General features: G+C 60.6%; 15 protein-coding genes, 1 tRNA gene and 1 pseudogene. 8 read left to right on the top strand and 9 right to left on the bottom strand.

The window, feature by feature from the left end; all coding sequences use genetic code 11:
* Positions 1-1,886: 1,886 nt before the first annotated feature.
* Positions 1,887-2,966, top strand: a pseudogene (locus GGR23_RS23615) (translocation/assembly module TamB domain-containing protein); the annotation flags it as partial.
* A 27-nt stretch (positions 2,967-2,993) separates the two neighbouring features.
* On the opposite strand, the gene GGR23_RS11680 reads toward GGR23_RS23615, so the two are convergent.
* Positions 2,994-3,422 (bottom strand): Lrp/AsnC family transcriptional regulator, encoded by a 429-nt coding sequence (locus GGR23_RS11680; RefSeq protein ID WP_183366465.1) that lies wholly within the window; start codon positions 3,420-3,422, stop codon positions 2,994-2,996.
* A gap of 124 nt (positions 3,423-3,546) precedes the next feature.
* Between GGR23_RS11680 and rocF the strand changes: the two genes are divergently transcribed.
* Together rocF and GGR23_RS11670 are read left to right on the top strand one after the other, a co-directional pair.
* Positions 3,547-4,485, top strand: coding sequence for an arginase (gene rocF / locus GGR23_RS11675; protein ID WP_183366464.1), 939 nt, complete (start codon positions 3,547-3,549; stop codon positions 4,483-4,485).
* Between the two features lie 195 nt (positions 4,486-4,680).
* A complete protein-coding gene (locus GGR23_RS11670) occupies positions 4,681-5,160 on the top strand; it encodes a chemotaxis protein CheW (protein ID WP_183366463.1) in 480 nt (159 codons plus the stop codon).
* A 29-nt stretch (positions 5,161-5,189) separates the two neighbouring features.
* Here the strand turns inward: GGR23_RS11670 and GGR23_RS11665 are convergent, their stop codons facing one another.
* The 3 genes from GGR23_RS11665 to GGR23_RS11655 form a co-directional block, all read right to left on the bottom strand.
* Entirely contained in the window at positions 5,190-6,359 is a 1,170-nt protein-coding gene (locus GGR23_RS11665) for a calcium-binding protein (RefSeq protein ID WP_183366462.1), read from the bottom strand.
* A gap of 172 nt (positions 6,360-6,531) precedes the next feature.
* Positions 6,532-6,608 (bottom strand) — tRNA-Arg (locus GGR23_RS11660).
* A gap of 90 nt (positions 6,609-6,698) precedes the next feature.
* Positions 6,699-7,862, bottom strand: coding sequence for a M20 aminoacylase family protein (locus tag GGR23_RS11655; protein WP_183366461.1), 1,164 nt, complete (start codon positions 7,860-7,862; stop codon positions 6,699-6,701).
* A 237-nt stretch (positions 7,863-8,099) separates the two neighbouring features.
* On the opposite strand from GGR23_RS11655, the gene GGR23_RS11650 reads away from it, so the two are divergent.
* Both GGR23_RS11650 and GGR23_RS11645 read left to right on the top strand, forming a co-directional pair.
* Positions 8,100-9,194 (top strand): D-alanyl-D-alanine carboxypeptidase family protein, encoded by a 1,095-nt coding sequence (locus GGR23_RS11650; protein ID WP_183366753.1) that lies wholly within the window; start codon positions 8,100-8,102, stop codon positions 9,192-9,194.
* A 4-nt stretch (positions 9,195-9,198) separates the two neighbouring features.
* Positions 9,199-10,347 (top strand): CobW family GTP-binding protein, encoded by a 1,149-nt coding sequence (locus GGR23_RS11645; RefSeq protein WP_183366460.1) that lies wholly within the window; start codon positions 9,199-9,201, stop codon positions 10,345-10,347.
* On the opposite strand, the gene GGR23_RS11640 is transcribed toward GGR23_RS11645, so the two are convergent.
* The 5 genes from GGR23_RS11640 to GGR23_RS11620 all read right to left on the bottom strand — a co-directional run bounded on the left by GGR23_RS11640 (position 10,344) and on the right by GGR23_RS11620 (position 14,200).
* The gene (locus GGR23_RS11640) at positions 10,344-10,604 is read right to left on the bottom strand and encodes a sulfurtransferase TusA family protein (RefSeq protein ID WP_183366459.1); all 261 of its coding nucleotides are present in this window, start codon (positions 10,602-10,604) and stop codon (positions 10,344-10,346) included. The two genes, GGR23_RS11645 and GGR23_RS11640, sit on opposite strands and share 4 nt — an antisense overlap.
* Positions 10,601-11,836, bottom strand: coding sequence for a L,D-transpeptidase family protein (locus GGR23_RS11635; RefSeq protein WP_183366458.1), 1,236 nt, complete (start codon positions 11,834-11,836; stop codon positions 10,601-10,603). Before GGR23_RS11635 ends, GGR23_RS11640 begins: the two co-directional genes overlap by 4 nt.
* Positions 11,837-12,049: 213 nt before the next feature.
* Positions 12,050-13,003 carry an acetyl-CoA carboxylase carboxyltransferase subunit alpha gene (locus GGR23_RS11630; protein ID WP_183366457.1) on the bottom strand — a complete coding sequence of 318 codons (954 nt, stop codon included), beginning with the start codon at positions 13,001-13,003 and terminating at the stop codon, positions 12,050-12,052.
* A gap of 71 nt (positions 13,004-13,074) precedes the next feature.
* Positions 13,075-14,028, bottom strand: coding sequence for a site-specific tyrosine recombinase XerD (gene xerD / locus GGR23_RS11625; protein ID WP_183366456.1), 954 nt, complete (start codon positions 14,026-14,028; stop codon positions 13,075-13,077).
* 10 nt (positions 14,029-14,038) lie between these two features.
* Positions 14,039-14,200: a hypothetical protein gene (locus tag GGR23_RS11620; RefSeq protein WP_183366455.1), complete on the bottom strand. Its 162-nt coding sequence runs from the start codon at positions 14,198-14,200 to the stop codon at positions 14,039-14,041.
* 158 nt (positions 14,201-14,358) lie between these two features.
* Here GGR23_RS11620 and GGR23_RS11615 point away from each other — a divergent pair, with 158 nt between their 5' ends.
* The 3 genes from GGR23_RS11615 to GGR23_RS11605 are packed head-to-tail and all read left to right on the top strand — an operon-like array spanning position 14,359 to position 17,386.
* Positions 14,359-14,952 (top strand): shikimate kinase, encoded by a 594-nt coding sequence (locus GGR23_RS11615; RefSeq protein ID WP_183366752.1) that lies wholly within the window; start codon positions 14,359-14,361, stop codon positions 14,950-14,952.
* The gene (aroB, locus tag GGR23_RS11610; RefSeq protein WP_183366454.1) at positions 14,949-16,076 is read left to right on the top strand and encodes a 3-dehydroquinate synthase; all 1,128 of its coding nucleotides are present in this window, start codon (positions 14,949-14,951) and stop codon (positions 16,074-16,076) included. Before GGR23_RS11615 ends, aroB begins: the two co-directional genes overlap by 4 nt.
* Positions 16,073-17,386 carry an HlyC/CorC family transporter gene (locus tag GGR23_RS11605; protein WP_183366453.1) on the top strand — a complete coding sequence of 438 codons (1,314 nt, stop codon included), beginning with the start codon at positions 16,073-16,075 and terminating at the stop codon, positions 17,384-17,386. Before aroB ends, GGR23_RS11605 begins: the two co-directional genes overlap by 4 nt.
* The last annotated feature ends 18 nt before the right edge of the window (positions 17,387-17,404 follow it).

Here is a 17,404-nt window from a genome sequence, read left to right as displayed (position 1 = left end):
TGGCCGCTCGCAGTGCTGCCTTCAACCTGCAATCGAGAACGGGACCGGCAACGGTTACAGTGGAATTTGCCAGGGGCACCTTTGCTGACCCCAACCTGCAGCGCTTGCTGCCGGGCCCCTTCATCCTCAAGGCGCCTATCGACATCGCCGCTGGCAAGATCGCCTTCGACGGCGCTACCGTCGAGAGTGCGCGCCTCGGTGGAACGGCGTCCGGCTCCTACGATATGAATGGTGGCGGCCTTATATCCAGCGTCAAGCTGTTTGCGCTGCCTGCCGTGCTTCCCGAGGCCCTGGCAGCCAAGGTCAAAGACAAGATCTCCCTCGCCGCCAGCCTTTCATATTCTTCCGAGGGCGCTCTGGCGATAACGGGCGTCGATCTCTCATCCGACGTTCTTGCGGCCAAGGGGGATGTGTCTGTGGCAGGCGGATCTCTTGAGGCATCCCTTGCGGGCAGGCTTCCTTCATTGGGCGCCTGGCTTGCAGACGCAAAAGGGGAAGCGGATTTTTCCCTCGCCGCCACCGGAGCCCTGTCTCGGCCGGATTTCAAGCTGGGCCTGACAACAGAAAAAGCCATTCTGTCGGGGAGAACGCTCGAAAATCTGACCGTGACTGCGGAGGGGAAAGCCGATGTCGCGGCTCCGGTAGCCCGTGTCAGCGCAGAAGGGACGCTTGCTGGTCAGCCAGTTGCCATCGATGCCGAAGTGCGCTCGCAGGACGGGGTGACGACCCTCCCGGTTCTGAAAGCCGATATCGGCCCCAATCACATGGAGGGTGCGCTTCGTCTGGATTCAAACCTCATGCCGGAGGGCGGATTGACATTCGATCTCCCCGACATCGGGCTGGTCGCAGCGCTTGCGGGTGAGAAAGCGGCAGGCGACCTCAAGGGCACGGCGCGCTTCACATCCCGTGGCGGCGTGTCCTCCGCACGGATCGAAGCGTCAGGCATCGCCCTGGAACGCCAGGGACTGGTGATCCGCCAGCCCAAGGTTTCGCTTGATATTGCAGACCTCAAGGCCCTTGCCGCCTCCGGCGTGGTGCAGGCATCGGAAATTGCATCCGGTGCAAACCGCCTGTCGAAGCTGTCCCTTTCCTTTGAGCGCGAGGGTGGAAAGACCGGTTTCGACTTGAAGGCGGGCTATGATGGAAAACCCCTCGTGCTCAAGGGCAGTGCCGAGGTCGAGGGCACACGCACGAGCATCGCGATCGACACTCTGTCGGCCGAACCCCGTGGCATCGCGCTGAAACTTGCCCGTCCCACGACACTCGCACTTGAAAACGGCCGGTTGGCGCTTCGAGACGCAACCATCCAGGCGGGGAAGGGGACCGTTGCCATCTCCGGTACTGCGGGCGAGGCACTGGATATCACTGCCGACATCAGGGCGTTGCCGCTCAGTCTCGCCAATGCGGTCTCCCCCGCCTTGCAGGCAGATGGTACCGTCACCGGCGCGGTCAAGATCACCGGAAAGGCTGCGGCGCCTGTTGTCGATTATCGTCTGGCCTTCGAGCGTGCTGCACTGGCCCAAACCCGCGCTGCCGGATTACAGGCCTTTGCCATCAAGACCGATGGTAGCCTGCGAGGCGGAAAACTCCAGTTGAACGCCACGGCCTCCAACGCCGACGGTCTTTCGATCAACTGTGGCGGCTCGGTTGTCGTTTCCGGAAATCAGGCCCTCAATCTGGCCTTCGATGGGAAGCTGCCCTTGAAGGCGCTCTCCGGCGTCCTGGCGGCACAGGGACTGGAAGTAGGCGGTTCTGCTGTCCTCGACGTGAAGATTGGCGGCACCGTCTCCACCCCGGCAATTACCGGAAGGGTCACATCTTCGGATGCGTCACTGGTCGATGTTCGTCGCAACCTCGCCATTCGCAATCTCACGCTTTCGATCGACCTGGAGCGCACGCGTGCCACGATCTCCAAACTGTCGGGTACACTCGCCACGGGTGGCACGGTGTCCGTGACCGGGACGGTTGGCATAGCCCCCGGCAGCGGCTTCCCCGCCGATCTCAAGATAGACCTGAAGAAGGCCGCTTACGTGGATGGCAAGATCGTGTCCACGGTGGTGGATGGCACCCTGGCTCTGACGGGGCCGTTGACCGGCGGTCCAAAGCTCGGCGGAAATCTCACGCTCGGCAGGTCCGCTATCACCATTCCGCAGAAGCTTCCCGCCTCGCTTTCGCAGATCAACGTCAAGCACAAGAACGAATCCAAGGCCGTTGCGGCCCAGAATGAAGATGTCATGTCGCGTGCGGGCGGCGGAACGAAAGGTTCCTCCTCGTCCATTGCGCTCGACCTTACCATTTCTGCCCCGCGGATTTTCGTGCAGGGTCGAGGGATCGATGCGGAGCTGGGCGGCGACCTGACGCTGAGGGGAACGGCCAGTGATCCGGTCGTATCGGGTGGCTTCAAGATGAAGCGGGGGCGCCTGACCATTCTTAACCGCAGGCTCGACTTCACCTCCGGCAACATTGCTTTCGGCGGCGATTTCACGCCCACGCTGGATATGGCTGCTGAAGCCGATTCCGGCAGTGTGACCGTGACGGTGAACATCAACGGACCCGCCAACGACCCGTCGGTGAGCTTTTCCTCCAGCCCGTCGCTGCCCCAGGACGAAATCCTCGCGCAGCTGATATTCCAGCAGTCGCTCTCGCGTCTTTCCGTACTTCAGATCGCGCAGCTGGCAGATGCGGCAGCGCAGCTGGCGGGAGGACGGTCGACGTCCCTCTTCCAGAGCCTGCGTTCCAATCTTGGCATCGATGATCTCGACGTGACGTCGGATGAAAACGGGCAGGCTCAGGTCAAGGCCGGGAAATACCTCAATGACCGAACCTACATCCAGGTGGAACAGGGGGCCGCCTCCGGCAGCAAGGCTTCGATCAACCTGGATATCGGGCGTGGCATCAAGCTCAAGGGCGAGGCGGGAAGTGACGGAGCTGGCGCAGCAGGCATATTCTACGAGAAGGAATACTGAGGATCCCCTGAGTGCGCCGCGTGCTCGCTAGAAGCTCGACTTGCGGGATCGCAGCAGGATGTTCGTTTCCGTCACGTTTATACCTTCGATGAGGCGGATCCTGCGCAGTGTCTCGTCAAAGGCCACGAGATCGCGGTCCTCGAGTTCTGCAATGAAGTCCCATCGGCCGTTGGTGGAGTGCAGGGCGCGGACCTGCGGCATCCCCCGGAGCTGATCCGCCACACGATCGGCCATCTTGCCCAGAACCTCGATCATGATGATGGCGCGCACGTTGGCGGAGCGCGTTTCATGCCCTGTTTTGATCGTGAAGGCCGTGATCGTGCCGTTTTCCACCATCCGCTCAATCCGTGCGGTTACCGTTGCTCGGGATGCCCCTGTCATGGCCGCGAGCGACGATACCGGCAGGCGCGCATTGTGCCGAAGAGCGGCGAGTAATTCCTGATCCAGATCGTCCATCTGTCAATTTGTCAATCACGGCTTACAATTTGCGTTTTATGCCAGGAAAATGAACAATTTTCCATCTATTTGCCACCACGCTTTGTGATTTAAATCGGCCCGAGACGAACAGGAGATTGAGGTCATGACTGAAGCTGCCAAGCCGCCGATCACACTCATCGGAGTTCCCATGGAAGAGGGATCGGGGCGACGTGGCGCTGCCATGGGACCTGCGGCACTGCGTATTGCCGGTATCGATACAGCGTTGCAGGATCTCGGTTATGCAGTCACCGACAACGGCGACATCCGGCCTGTTCCGGCACGGGACCTTCCTGCGCTGCGCAACGCCCTCAATTTGCAGATGGTCGGCGCATTCGTCCGCGAGCTTGAAGCCAAGACTTACGAGGTCGCTTCGAAGGGCGGACTGCCGATCATCCTGGGAGGCGATCACGCCCTTTCCATGGGAAGTGTTGCCGGTATGGCCCGCCATGCCGCCGAGGTTGGCCGTCCCCTCTTCGTGCTCTGGCTGGATGCGCATGCGGATTTCAACTCGCCCGAGACATCGCCTTCCGGCAACATGCACGGCATGCCTGTAGCGCATTTTTGCGGCCGGGCCGAATTCGCGCCAATTTTCCCTGCCGACCGCCCCTTTGTGGAACCCTCCCACGTTTACCAGCTTGGAATTCGGTCCGTGGATCCGCAGGAGCGCGAGCTTGTGCGGGACAACGGCGTCAATGTTTTCGACATGCGTGCCATCGACGAGTCGGGCGTCGGCGCGATCGTAAACCGCATCATCGACAATGTTCGGGCGGCAAACGGCCTGCTGCATGTCAGCTTCGATGTCGATTTTCTCGACCCGGATGTTGCGCCCGGCGTCGGAACGACCGTTCCCGGCGGCGCGACCTTCCGCGAGGCCCATCTGATCATGGAACTGCTCTGTGACAGCGGACTCGTATCTTCTCTCGATCTCGTCGAGCTCAACCCGTTCCTGGATGATCGGGGCAAGAGTGCCCGCGTGCTGGTGGAGATGACAGCCAGCCTCTTCGGGCGGCGCATCTTCGACCGTCCAACGCGAGCAGCGTGAGACGAGCGGCATTGTCCGGATTTGGGGCAAGTTCGCGGAATTCTGTCTCAATTCAGTTTTGATCAAGACTCTCCTGCTAGGTTGAGTCGCGGACGACCTTCCGGGTGCAGCTATGCTGCACGCCAACGGTAGGCGGTCTGGCACACGAGGACATGCGGCGGCTCAGCCGACAGATGGGAACGGGACAGAATTCCGATGGCGACGACTTTCAACTCGACCACCTTCAGCGGCGAAATGCTGGAGATCATCGCATTTCGCCTCCATGATCAGGAGTTCTGTGTGAAGACCACGACCATCCGCGAAATTCGCGGCTGGGCACCCTCAACGCCGATCCCGCACTCCCCTCCCGAGATCATCGGGGTCATGAACCTGCGCGGATCGGTGATCCCGATCATCGATCTCGCCTACAAGCTCGGCATGAAGAGCACGCAAGCCAACGAGCGCAGCGCGATCGTCGTGGCGGAAGTTCATACCATGGTGATCGGAATGCTGGTTGACCGTGTGTCCGACATTTTGACCATTCCCTCGAGCCAGGTGCAGCCCGTGCCGGAAGTGACCGCTTCCTTCGACAAGAGCTTCTGTGAGGGGGTCATCGCCAACGAGAACGGGATGATCTGCTTCCTCAACCTGGCGAAGATGTTCAAGGGCACGGAAGCAGACGATCTGGCTGCCTGACGCTCGGTTCCTGTCGGGTCCGGTGGATCCTAGAAAATGAAGTCGCTGGCGACCAGGCTGACGGCCCCTGCCACGTGAACGGCGAAATCGGCGATCTTGTCTCCGTTCACATCCCCGTAGACATAGGTTTGGCCGCTCGCGATCTGAAAACGGATTTGACCCGCTGCCCCCGTGAAGGCCTGTGCTCCGATGAAGCCGAAGGCCTGATTTCCCGCGAGGTCTAAGCGCGCATCCAGTGGTGACAGATCGATGCGGTCCCCCTGGAGATGGCTGAAATCGAGGATGTCGTCCCGACCGGTGGCCGACACCGTCGAGTCCGAAAGCTGGGAAAAGATGAACCGGTCTGCTCCGCTCCCGCCATAGAGATCGTCGGCACCCAACCTGCCAATCAGAAGATCTGCTTCTGAACCTCCCTGAATGACATCGTTCCCTGTGCCGCCATCCAGGGTGTCGATGCCAGTCCCTCCGCTCAACAGGTCATTTCCGCCGTAGCCCCGCAGGATGTCATTGCCGTTCCCGCCAGCGATGCTATTACCTTCTGCCCCGTCATAGATCTGATCTGCGCCGTCGCCGCCGTCTATGACGCCTGTCAGATGGTGGCCATAGACGCCGTTATAGAGGTCGTCACCTCTTCCAAGACGGATCTCGCCAACCATCGTGCCGGTGTTCTGGATTCGATCCACGGCAAGAGCGTTGTTCGTCTGGTAGGCGGCAAGCACGCCCTTGATGTAACCGGTATTGTTCAGGTCCAGACGTTCCGTCGAGAGGGCATCGCGATTCACTGCGTTTTGTCCTGCAAGAATCTTGCCGGCATTTGTCACATGGCAGATGCCGGCCCCCATTCCGTTCAATGAAACGCCATTGCCGAAGTCGGCTCTCACATAGCCGTCATTGGTCACGGCGGTGGCCATGGAAACGATCGCAATGGCTGCAGGTCCCTGGCTCCATACCTGACCTGTTGCGGTAACCTCGACCGTGTTGCCACTGTCCACCCCTGCGCTCCCCAGGAGTAGAAGTGTCAGGTAATCGCTGGCCAAGCTTCCCGCGACGATGATGGAATGCCCGCCCCCAAGCCCGAATATCGCCGCACCTCCGGAGGCGGACAATGTGATCCCGCTCGACACGAAGACATCGTCATTGCTCGAAAGGGAAAGATTGATGCCCGCAGACGAACTTGTCAGTGGATAAAGCCACGCCATCGTAGTGCCTCCCTCACGCCACGCCGGGTGAAGTTACACAATAGTAAATATTTATATTATGTCATTGAGTTTTGCCATTTCGGCAGGGGCGGGCAAGGGCAGCCATTCCTGTTTCGCCTGCCGCCCGTGGGGAGAGCCCCGGGGAAGCGTTCATCCCTGCTGAGATTGAAAATGGTGATCCCGCCGCGATTCGAACGCGGGACCCCCAGATTAGGAATCTGGTGCTCTATCCTGCTGAGCTACGGGACCACTTCTGACACCCAATACAGAACTGGCGTAGCTTCGCCAAGTCCCGATTTTGCGGGTTGGCGAAGCGCTTTGGGGACTTGGGGTGCTTCCTCAGGCGGCAAGCCTGCTTTCGGCCAGTTTCACCCAATAGGAAATGCCAAACGGGATGATTTCATCGTTGAAATCATAATTCGGGTTGTGCAGGTTGGCGCTCTCGCCGTTGCCGAGGAAAATGAAGGCACCCGGCCTTGCATTCAGCATGTATGAGAAATCCTCGCCGCCCATCATGGGATCCGTTTCCGGGTCGACCTTGTCCAGGCCGGCAACGGCTATGGCAGCATCCGCCGCATGTCCCGTTTCTGCTGGATGGTTCACCGTCACCGGATAATTGCGCATGTACCGCACCTCCGCTTCCGCACCGTGCGCTGCCGCGAGCCCCGACACGATGTCGCGGATGCGCCGTTCAGCGTGATCGCGAATCTCCCCCTTCAGGGTGCGGACGGTCCCGCCGAATGTCGCCGTATCGGGAATGATGTTGCTTGCGAACCCGGCGTTGAACCTGGTGACGGAAACGACCAGCGATTCAAGCGGATCGGTGTTGCGGGACGCGATCAGTTGCAGGTTCGAGACCATTTGCGTCGCGATGGCGATGGGATCGACCGTCTTGTGAGGCTGAGCGGCGTGTCCCCCGCGCCCGGTTACCGTCACGCTGAATTCGTCGGTCGAGGCCATGATCGGCCCCTTGCGGATGGCGAATTCTCCCACGGGCAGCCCGGGGAGATTGTGCAGACCATAGACCTCTCCGATGTCGAACCGCTCCATCATGCCGTCCTGGACCATGAGGTTGCCGCCACCGCCGCCCTCCTCCGCCGGCTGGAAGATGACTGCCACATTGCCGACAAAGTTCCGGGTCTCGGCGAGATATTTGGCCGCACCCAGCAGCATTGCCGTGTGGCCATCATGGCCGCAGGCATGCATTTTCCCGGGTATGGTGGAGGCCCATGGCTTGCCGGTCACCTCCGTCAGGGGAAGGGCGTCCATGTCGGCACGCAGGCCGATGGTTTTGCGCCCCGCTGTCCGGCCTTTTATCAGCCCCACAACACCGGTGCGCCCTATGCCCGTGACCACTTCGTCGCAGCCAAATTCCTTAAGCTTTTCAGCAACGAAGCTGGCTGTCTCCACGACATCGAACAGCAGCTCTGGGCGGCTGTGGATCTGGCGTCGCCAGGCGGCGACCTCGTCCTGCAATTCGGCGGCACGGTTCAAGATTGGCATGCGGTCACTTTCTGTCTGTTTCGACGGCAATGGAGCAGCATGGCGGTGCCTTCGCAAGATGTGCAAGGTTGACCGCATGACTTACCTTTGCCATTTCTATTCCCTATAGGCTAAAATCGATCGCCTGACGACAGATTCACCCACAATTTGAGGATAGCCGTGTTTGTAAACAAGACCCTGCTGACGCATGCAGTGCGCCGCACCGTGCTGGCCGTTACGCTTCTGGCCGCCGGTGCAATGCCCTTCGCTGCAGAGGCCAATCCGAGGATCGTGGTGGACGCGGGAACGCTGAAGGTGCTGGATCAGGACATGGCCTTCCGCAAGTGGTACCCCGCTTCGCTGACGAAGCTCATGACTGCATACGTTACGTTCCGGGCCATTCGTGCAGGGGAAATCCGCCTCGACAGTCTCGTGACCATGAGCAAGCGTGCTGCTGCGCAGCCTGCCAGCAAGATGTACTACAAGCCCGGCCAACAACTGACGCTCGATAGTGCGCTGAAGCTCCTGCTCGTGAAATCCGCCAACGATGTGGCTGTGGCGATCGCCGAGACAGTGGGCGGCAGCCAGGAGAATTTCGTCATGCGCATGAATGCCGAGGCGGCGCGCGTCGGCATGAGCAACACGCACTTCATCAATCCCAACGGCCTGCCGGGCAAGGGTCAGTATACGACCGCCCGTGACCTGGCGCTGCTGGCCGTTCTGCTGAAGCGCGAGTTTCCGGAATATGCCGATTATTTCAAGATCGAGGGTATCGATACCGGCAAGCGGCAATATCCGAACTACAATCTGCTGATCGGCCGCTTCGAGGGTGCCGATGGCATGAAGACGGGTTTCATCTGCGCGTCCGGCTTCAATCAGGTAACGTCTGCCACCCGTAACGGCCGCACGATCGTTTCCGTCGTGCTGGGAACGGATAGCCTTGCAGCCCGTGCCGACATGTCCGCAGACCTCCTGCAGAAGGCCTTCGTATCGCCGGCAAGCGGCCCGAGACTCGATCAGCTGGCACCCGATGCGGACGCCGCCCTTGGGGTGGCCGACATTTCCGCGGACATATGCAGCGCGAAAGGTGCCAAGGTCCGCAGCGAAAGCCGCGACGAAGTGGGGCGGATGAAACTCCAGTCTCCCTATGTTCATGAAATGGAGCGGGAACCGGTCTTCGTTTTTGCCGGACTGATACCGGGCTCGGAACCGGTTGCCTCTGCCAAGGTTGAAAACCAGAAGGGCAAGAAGAAGGGCGGCAAGACCAAGAAGGGCGGCAAGCAGCAAGCGGATGCCGATCTTGGCGATGCCATGTCGGTTCCTGTTCCGACCCCGAAGCCGACAAAGGGCTGATCTGATGAGCCGTGCCTTGCAGCGCATTCCGGTGAGCATCATCACCGGCTTCCTCGGAGCTGGAAAGTCGACGCTGCTGAACCGGCTTCTCAAGGATCCCGCGATGCGGGATTGCGCCGTGATCATCAACGAGTTCGGCGAAGTGGGGATCGATCACCTCCTTGTCGAGCGGTCCAACGACAACATTGTCGAGCTCTCGGACGGGTGCCTTTGCTGCACGGTCCGGGGCGAACTGATCGACACTTTGGCGGATCTTGCCGACCGCATGCAGACGGGACGGCTACGCCCGTTGAAACGGGTGGTAATTGAAACGACCGGTCTTGCGGATCCTGCACCGGTCATGCAGTCCGTGATGGGCAATCCGGTCATCGGTCAGCATTTCGGGCTGGAAGGCGTCGTCACCCTCGTGGATGCGGTGAACGGACAGAGCACCCTCGACCGACATCCGGAAGCGGTGAAGCAGGTGGCGGTGGCCGACCGCATCGTGCTGACAAAAACGGATCTGGCATCGGCCGAAGCCATGCAAGACATCACGGACAGCCTGACTGTCCTCAACCCGAGGGCGCCCATCCTGCATGGGAACTATCCGGGTACCGGTGCTCTCTCCCTGCTGGAAACCGGTCTCTACAATCCCGACCAGAAGATTGCGGACGTGAAGCGTTGGCTGGGCGACGAGGAACGCGACAGCGGGCATCATCATCATGCGTCCGGTCATCACCACCACCACGATGAACCGCGCCATCACCACCATCATCACCATGACGTGACGCGGCATGACCGCTCAATACGATCTTTCTCTATCCTTCACGACCGGCCGGTATCGCCGATGGCGCTGGAGATGTTCATCGACCTCCTGCGGTCGGCACATGGGGAGAAGCTCTTGCGGATGAAGGGTATCGTCGCCCTCGCCGACGACCCCGATCGCCCGGTGGTGCTGCACGGGGTTCAGCAGGTCTTCCATCCTCCCGTAAGACTTGAGCGCTGGCCGGACGCGGAGGATCGGCGTACGCGCCTTGTCCTCATCACGCAGGATCTTCCGGAGGCCTTCGTCACCGAGCTCTTCGATGCCTTTACCGGCACGCCCCGGGTCGACCGACCCGATCGTGCGGCACTCGAGGACAATCCGCTCGCCGTCCCCGGCATGAAGTTCTAAGTCCGGGGCGCTTGTCCCTTCAGGATCAGAAAGCGGTGACCGCCTTCGGTGCGTTCCTGGGACAGAAGCTCATGGCCTTCCTGGCTGCAGAAGTGGGGCAGGTCGATACCGGCAAGCGGATCGGTCGTTTCGACAAGAAGCTTGCCGCCTTCCGGAAGGGCACGCAACTTCTTGCGGGTCCGCAGAACCGGGAGCGGACATTTCAAACCCTTGAGATCGAGAAAGTCCGCTCCAGGAGCGCCATCAGGAGGCGTCATTCCGAAGCCCAGAACTTCCAGAATGGCTTCTTCGGCGGTTCGGCCGCAGCCGTGGCGACCGGGGCGTTCGGATTGGGCATCGGAACCGGTACCGAAGCGGTGGTTTCGTTCGAAGCGCCTGCCGGTGCTGCGGAATTGGCAGCTGCAGCAGGGGTTGACGGGCCTGCGGCCGCAAGGGCTGCCGTCGCCTGCGGTACGCTGGCCTTCGTCTGCTTCGCTCCCTGGCCGGACAGCAGCGCCTGGTATTCTTCGATCGAGACCAGCTTGCCCGCCTCGAGGGCCGTGCCCGTCGGTGCGTAGGCCAGTTCTTTTCCCTTACGGAGATTGGCGACGACCGCCTTGCGCTCGGCCTCGGTCGGGTCGTACCAGACCTTGTCGTCAAACTTCTTCAGCGCTGCCTGGTATTCGGCGTCATACCTGGCGTTGTACTTCTGGAGAGCTGCCGCCAGGGCAGGAGGCGTCGACATGGCGGGGCAGGTACCACGCGGGTTCAAACCCTTGCCACCCGTGTCCTGATTGAACACATAGCTCTTGTTGCACACGGCGACTTCCGGCGGACGCTTCGTCACCTCGAAATTGTCGTAGCCGACCTTGAGCATTTTCCAGAAGTCGTAATGAGGGCTCAGGCGGTGACGCGCCATGTTCTCTGCGGTCATCCGGAAGGGAAGCGCCTGCAGCTGAACCGTCTTCTGTCCGCCCCGGAAGGCATCGCGCGCCAGGGCATAGATTTCCAGTACCTGTTCATCCGTCATCGAATAACAGCCAGACGACGAGCAAGCGCCATGGATCATCAGATTGGTGCCGTAGCGACCGTTCGCGCGGTCGAAATTGTTCGGGAACCCGGTGTTGATGGCGAGGTAGTATTTCGAATTGGGATTGAGGTTCGCCTGCGTCAGCTCGTAGAAGCCTTCGGGAGCCTGGCGGTCACCCTCCTTGATCTTCGGTCCCAGACGGCCGGACCAGGCGCAGATCTTGTAGTCGACCAGCTTCTCGAAGCGCTGGTCGGTCCGCGCCTTCCAAACCTCGAGCATGCCTTCTTCCTTGAGGATGCGAAGCATGATGGGGGAGGTCTTTGCCATTCCCTTCTTGCGCATTTCCTCAACGATCTTGCCCGAAAGCTGGTACTCGACCTTGTTCGACACTTTCGAAATGTCGATCGACTCCAGGCTGTCATTGCAGCCAGCGAGGAGGGGGGCAACGAGGCCCGCGAGGAGAAGATTGCGAATGCGCATTTCGGAATGCCCGCGAAATTCCTGAGATCATTGGCCTAAAGGTCGTTCGAGCGAACCTTATGCCCTTATGCTTCACAAATCCTTAACCAATAGCGGCAGGAATGCTCAAGCGGAATGTTGGATATCACCATGTCGCCCCCTCGCGATCATGCCGTTTCGAAGGCATGAATCCCGCGAAATAGCGTCATGATTATGACGAAGCGAACCGTGCCGTCAGAGATTGCGGCCGATGGAGAGGAATTTCTGGCGTCGTTCTGCCCGGACGGCATCGCCGGAGAGGGAGGAGAGGTCGCCAAGGGCCTTGGCTATGACGTCGCCGGTCGCTGTGATCACCTGCTCGGGATCGCGGTGAGCGCCGCCTACCGGTTCCTTGATGATGCCGTCAATCACGCCCAGCGCCTTCAAGTCCTCGGCCGTGATGCGCATGTTCGTGGCAGCTTCCTTGGCACGGGTCGAGTCGCGCCAGAGAATGGAGGCCGCGCCTTCCGGCGAAATCACGCTGTAAATGGCATGTTCCAGCATGTAGACACGGTTGCCGGTCGCAATAGCAATGGCTCCACCCGAGCCACCCTCTCCGAGAACCACGGAAACGATCGGAACGCGGATGTTCAGGCACATCTCGGTCGAGCGCGCGATAGCTTCCGCCTGGCCGCGCTCCTCCGCGCCGACCCCCGGATAGGCGCCTGCGGTATCGACGAGCGTGACGACGGGCAGGCCGAAGCGGTCAGCCATTTCCATCACGCGGATGGCCTTGCGATAGCCCTCCGGGCGGGCACTTCCGAAATTGTGAAGAATGCGCGACTTGGTATCGTGCCCCTTTTCCTGGCCGATTACGGCCACCGACTGCCCGCGGAAACGCGCGAGACCTGCCTGGATAGCGGCATCTTCGCCGAATCGGCGGTCACCGGCGAGCGGTGTGAAATCGTCGAAAAGGGCGTTGGCATAATCAACGAAATGGGGGCGCTGCGGGTGGCGGGCGACCTGGGTCTTCTGCCATGCATTCAGCTGCGCATAGATTTCCCGCATGGCGTCGCGTGCCCGCGCCTCCAGCCGGGAAATCTCTTCCGACGTGTCAATGCTCTGATCTTCCTGCGCGAGCTTCTTCAGCTCGTGGATCTTGCCCTCGAGGTCCGAGATGGGCTTTTCGAAATCGAGATAGTTATGCATGATAAACGTTTCCGATCCTGATCAGGGCCCGCCGGAGATCCTCGCCGGCCAGTCTTGCAGCAAAGGCTGCTCTAATCCTTGTTTTTGCCCTGTTTGGCAAGAGGGTGATGTGTCTGCACCAGTTGATGCAGCTTTTCTTCCTGTACATGGGTATAGATTTGTGTCGTGGAAATGTCGGAATGCCCCAAAAGCTCCTGCACGACACGCAGATCCGCACCATTTGCCAGCAGGTGGCTGGCAAACGCATGCCGCATGACATGCGGGGACAGTGAAGCAGCGGCAATCCCTGCTCGCGCGGCAAGATCCTTGAGGTCTCTTGCAAACACCTGCCGGCTGAGGTGACCTTCCTTGCCCGCGGATGGAAACAGGAACGGCCCCGGGTCACCGATGCCCTTCTCGGCCTCCTGTGCGGCCTTTACCGTGCCATAATTCCTGAGCGCGGTCACAGCCGTGCGCGATAGAGGTACAAGACGCTCCTTGTTGCCCTTGCCGCGGATGACGAGAAAGCGGCCTTCCTGGTCGAGGACGCGCAAAGGTAGCGAGACGAGCTCGCTTACGCGCATGCCCGTCGCATAGAGCAGCTCGACAAGTGCCAGCATGCGCAGACGTGTCAGCCTGTTGCCGTCTTCGATGCCGGCTTCCTCGGTTGCCTGTGCAAGAAGCCGATCCACCTCGTCCATTCTCATGGTCTTCGGAAGGGGCCTGTTTTTCTTCGGGCTGTCGAGTACACCGGTCGGATTGTCCGTCCGCAGACCTTCGGAATAGAGGAACTTGTAAAACTGCCGGATGGTCGAAAGCCGCCGCGCCTGCGATGTGGCTGCATACCCTTCAGCCGCAAGCGACTGGATGTAGGATCCGAGATCCGTGGCGCTGGCCGATACAAGCCGGGTTCCGCGGCGTGCCAGATAGGCGTGCAGGTCTTCCAGGTCCCGCTGATAGGATTCCAGCGTGTTGCTGGCTGCTCCCCGCTCTGCGCTCATCATTTCCAGAAAGCTCTCGACATGCGCGAGGCCCAGATCCACCATCATCCCGTCCTCACTGGGTATCGGTCTTGGGCGGGTTCAGTTTTTCGGAGGGAATCCGAACGGTGACCTCCCTCTCGCGCGGCACCACGAGCACGGAGAGAGCCAGCAGGGATCCGTAAACAACTGCAGCAATCATGGCCAGAACGGTGAGAAAGCGGAAGAGTGTCGGCATCGGAGGCTCTCTTTCTGGGCATCGCCCTTGCGATCTTTATGAATAAGCCGGGGCAGACTTGCAAGAACGGTGGTCACCGCCATGTTTCTCGTGGTTCACGACTTGACGCTCCCCCTGCATTTGCCGATACGATCCGCTCATACAACATGGTCAGGCCAATGAGCGAAATTTTGACGATCGTCCCGGAAACATTGCGCGACAAGGCGCGCGCTGCTCTGGGCAAGCGCAACCTCATCCTGGTCGGCCTGATGGGGGCTGGAAAATCGTCCGTGGGCCGCATTGTCGCGAGCCAGCTCGGCATTCCCTTCATCGATACGGACAATGAAATCGAACGGGTCTCGCGGATGACCATTCCCGATCTTTTTGCAGCCTATGGCGAGCAGGAGTTCCGGGCTCTGGAAGCACGCGTGATCAAGCGCATACTGCGCGGAGGACCACGCGTGGTTTCCACAGGCGGCGGTGCCTTCATCAACGAGCGGTCGCGGCGGTTCATCAAGAAGGGCGGCCTCTCCGTCTGGCTGAAAGCCGATCTCGACGTTCTCTGGGAGAGGGTCAACAAGCGCGACACGCGTCCGCTGCTGCGTACGGAAAATCCAAAGCAGACGCTCGAGAACCTCATGAACCAGCGTTACCCGATCTACGCGGAGGCCGACCTCACCGTGCTTTCGCGCGATGTGCGCAAGGAAAAGATGGCCAACGAGATCCTCGCCGCCGTGGCGGGTATTCCCTATGATGAAAGTGACGATGAATGACTGCCGCGACCGACAACGCTGCCCGGGTGCATGTTCCCCTCGGAGAGCGTGCCTATGACATTCTGATCGGTCCCGGCCTAATCGCGCGCGCGGGGCGGGAAATCGCTGCGCGCATCAAGGGCCGGAAGGCAGCGATCGTGACGGATGAAAATGTCGCGGCCCATTATCTTCGTCCCCTTTCGGAAAGTCTTGCCGCCTCCGGCATCGAAGCAAGCGCCGTGATCCTCCCCCCGGGAGAAAAGACGAAAAGCTTCGAACCCCTGATGGAAGCATGCGACAAGGTGCTCGCGGCCCGTATCGAGCGGAACGATGCCGTCGTCGCCCTGGGTGGAGGCGTCATCGGCGATCTCGCTGGCTTCGTGGCCGGGATCGTGCGCCGCGGTGTCCGTTTCGTCCAGATCCCTACCTCGCTCCTCGCCCAGGTGGACAGCTCTGTCGGCGGCAAAACGGGCATCAATTCCCGTCACGGCAAGAACCTAATCGGTGTCTTCAACCAGCCGGACCTCGTGCTGGCAGACTCCGATGTGCTGGCAACCCTCAGCCCCCGCGAGTTTCGGGCCGGCTACGCAGAGGTGGTGAAATACGGGCTCATCGACAAGCCGGAATTCTTCGAATGGCTCGAGGGAAGCTGGAACGACGTGTTTTCAGGGGGGGAGGCACGCATCCGGGCAATTGCCACCTCCTGCCAGGCCAAGGCTGATGTCGTTGTTGCCGACGAGCGGGAAAATGGCCCGCGCGCGCTCCTCAATCTCGGCCACACGTTCGGGCATGCGCTGGAGGCAGCAACCGAATATGACAGCAAGCGTCTGGTTCACGGTGAGGCCGTCGCGATCGGCATGGTTCTCGCGCATGAGTTTTCGGCGCGGATGAATCTCGCCAGTCCGGATATTGCACGTCGGGTAGAAGCCCATCTCCGGGCCGTTGGTCTTCCGGTATCGATGGCAGACATTCCTGGCCGGCTGCCCCCGCCGGACCGCCTGATGGATGCGATAGCCCAGGACAAGAAGGTCAAGGATGGAAAGCTCACCTTCATCCTGACCCGAGGTCTCGGGCAATCCTTCATTGCCGACGACGTTCCCGCGAGCGAGGTGGTGGCCTTCCTGAAGGGGAAACATCCCGGATGAACGAACATACGCTCTTCTCCTATCTCTCCGAATACTGGCTGACAGCCCTCTCCATCCTTGGCCTGCTTGTTGCGTCGGGGTTCTTTTCCGGCACGGAAACGGCCCTGACCGCCACTTCGCGGGCGCGGATGCACACCTTGGAGAGCAACGGGGAAGCGCGGGCCGGTATCGTCAATCGGCTGATAGACCGACGCGATCGGCTGATAGGGGCCTTGCTCATCGGCAACAGCGCCGTCAACATCCTGGCGTCCTCGCTCACGACGAGCCTTTTTCTCGGTCTGTTCGGCGAGTCCGGCGTGGTTATCGCCACGCTGATCGTGACCGTACTGGTCGTCGTGTTTTCAGAAGTCTTGCCGAAGAGCTGGGCGATATCCTCGCCCGATCGTTTCGCCCTCGCGGTTGCCGTTCCCACCCGCCTCTTCGTTGCCGTCGTCGGCCCTGTATCGAGCGCCATCAACCACTTCGTCAGACTTGTACTCGGGCTGTTCGGCGTGACCCTTTCCAAGGAGAGCTCCATGCTGTCCGCGCATGAGGAGTTGCGCGGGGCGGTGGATCTGCTCCACCGTGAAGGCTCCGTGGTGAAGGCGGACCGCGACCGGCTTGGCGGCGTGCTGGATCTCGGCGAGCTCGAAGTTTCCGATATCATGATCCACCGCACCTCGATGCGCGCGGTGAATGCGGATGACAAGCCCGAGGTGATCGTTCGCACCATCCTGGAGAGCCCGTTTACCCGCATGCCGCTCTGGCGCGGCTCCATCGACAACATCATCGGTCTGGTTCACGCCAAGGATCTGTTGCGCGCTCTGGCGGAACCGGGCGTGGAGCCGGAAAACCTCGACATCGTCAAGATTGCGCAGAAGCCGTGGTTCGTCCCGGATACCACCAATCTGAAAGACCAGCTGAACGCCTTCCTGCGGCGCAAGATGCACTTCGCCGTGGTCGTCGACGAATACGGGGAGGTTCAGGGGATCGTCACCCTTGAGGACATTCTCGAAGAGATCGTCGGTGACATCGCCGACGAGCACGACCTCGAAATCCAGGGCGTGCGCCAGGAAGCCGACGGGTCGATCGTGGTGGATGGGTCGGTGCCGATCCGTGACCTGAACCGCGCGCTCGACTGGACCCTTCCCGATGAAGAGGCCACGACCATTGCCGGCCTCGTCATCCACGAATCCATGACCATTCCCGAGGAGCGGCAGGCCTTTACCTTCCATGGCAAGCGCTTCATCATCATGAAGCGGGAGAAAAACCGCATCACCCGGATCCGGATCAAGCCGGCAGAAGGTTTGCCCTCCGACGAGCAGGGTTAAGGGAACCTTAACAGCCCG

The organism is Gellertiella hungarica (genome assembly GCF_014197145.1).
Classification (GTDB): domain Bacteria; phylum Pseudomonadota; class Alphaproteobacteria; order Rhizobiales; family Rhizobiaceae; genus Gellertiella; species Gellertiella hungarica.
The sequence above is the reverse complement of the archived record's forward strand: the minus strand, read 5'-3'. Positions and strand labels throughout refer to the sequence as shown.

Bases quoted from the DNA above. Each gene is read 5' to 3' on its own strand.
- GGR23_RS11680 (WP_183366465.1), bottom strand. From the start codon at position 3,422: ATGGACGATCTGGATCAGGAATTACTCGCCGCTCTTCGGCACAATGCG.
- rocF (WP_183366464.1), top strand. From the start codon at position 3,547: ATGACTGAAGCTGCCAAGCCGCCGATCACACTCATCGGAGTTCCCATG.
- GGR23_RS11670 (WP_183366463.1), top strand. From the start codon at position 4,681: ATGGCGACGACTTTCAACTCGACCACCTTCAGCGGCGAAATGCTGGAG.
- GGR23_RS11665 (WP_183366462.1), bottom strand. From the start codon at position 6,359: ATGGCGTGGCTTTATCCACTGACAAGTTCGTCTGCGGGCATCAATCTT.
- GGR23_RS11655 (WP_183366461.1), bottom strand. From the start codon at position 7,862: ATGCCAATCTTGAACCGTGCCGCCGAATTGCAGGACGAGGTCGCCGCC.
- GGR23_RS11650 (WP_183366753.1), top strand. From the start codon at position 8,100: ATGCCCTTCGCTGCAGAGGCCAATCCGAGGATCGTGGTGGACGCGGGA.
- GGR23_RS11645 (WP_183366460.1), top strand. From the start codon at position 9,199: ATGAGCCGTGCCTTGCAGCGCATTCCGGTGAGCATCATCACCGGCTTC.
- GGR23_RS11640 (WP_183366459.1), bottom strand. From the start codon at position 10,604: ATGACGCCTCCTGATGGCGCTCCTGGAGCGGACTTTCTCGATCTCAAG.
- GGR23_RS11635 (WP_183366458.1), bottom strand. From the start codon at position 11,836: ATGCGCATTCGCAATCTTCTCCTCGCGGGCCTCGTTGCCCCCCTCCTC.
- GGR23_RS11630 (WP_183366457.1), bottom strand. From the start codon at position 13,003: ATGCATAACTATCTCGATTTCGAAAAGCCCATCTCGGACCTCGAGGGC.
- xerD (WP_183366456.1), bottom strand. From the start codon at position 14,028: ATGGTGGATCTGGGCCTCGCGCATGTCGAGAGCTTTCTGGAAATGATG.
- GGR23_RS11620 (WP_183366455.1), bottom strand. From the start codon at position 14,200: ATGCCGACACTCTTCCGCTTTCTCACCGTTCTGGCCATGATTGCTGCA.
- GGR23_RS11615 (WP_183366752.1), top strand. From the start codon at position 14,359: ATGAGCGAAATTTTGACGATCGTCCCGGAAACATTGCGCGACAAGGCG.
- aroB (WP_183366454.1), top strand. From the start codon at position 14,949: ATGACTGCCGCGACCGACAACGCTGCCCGGGTGCATGTTCCCCTCGGA.
- GGR23_RS11605 (WP_183366453.1), top strand. From the start codon at position 16,073: ATGAACGAACATACGCTCTTCTCCTATCTCTCCGAATACTGGCTGACA.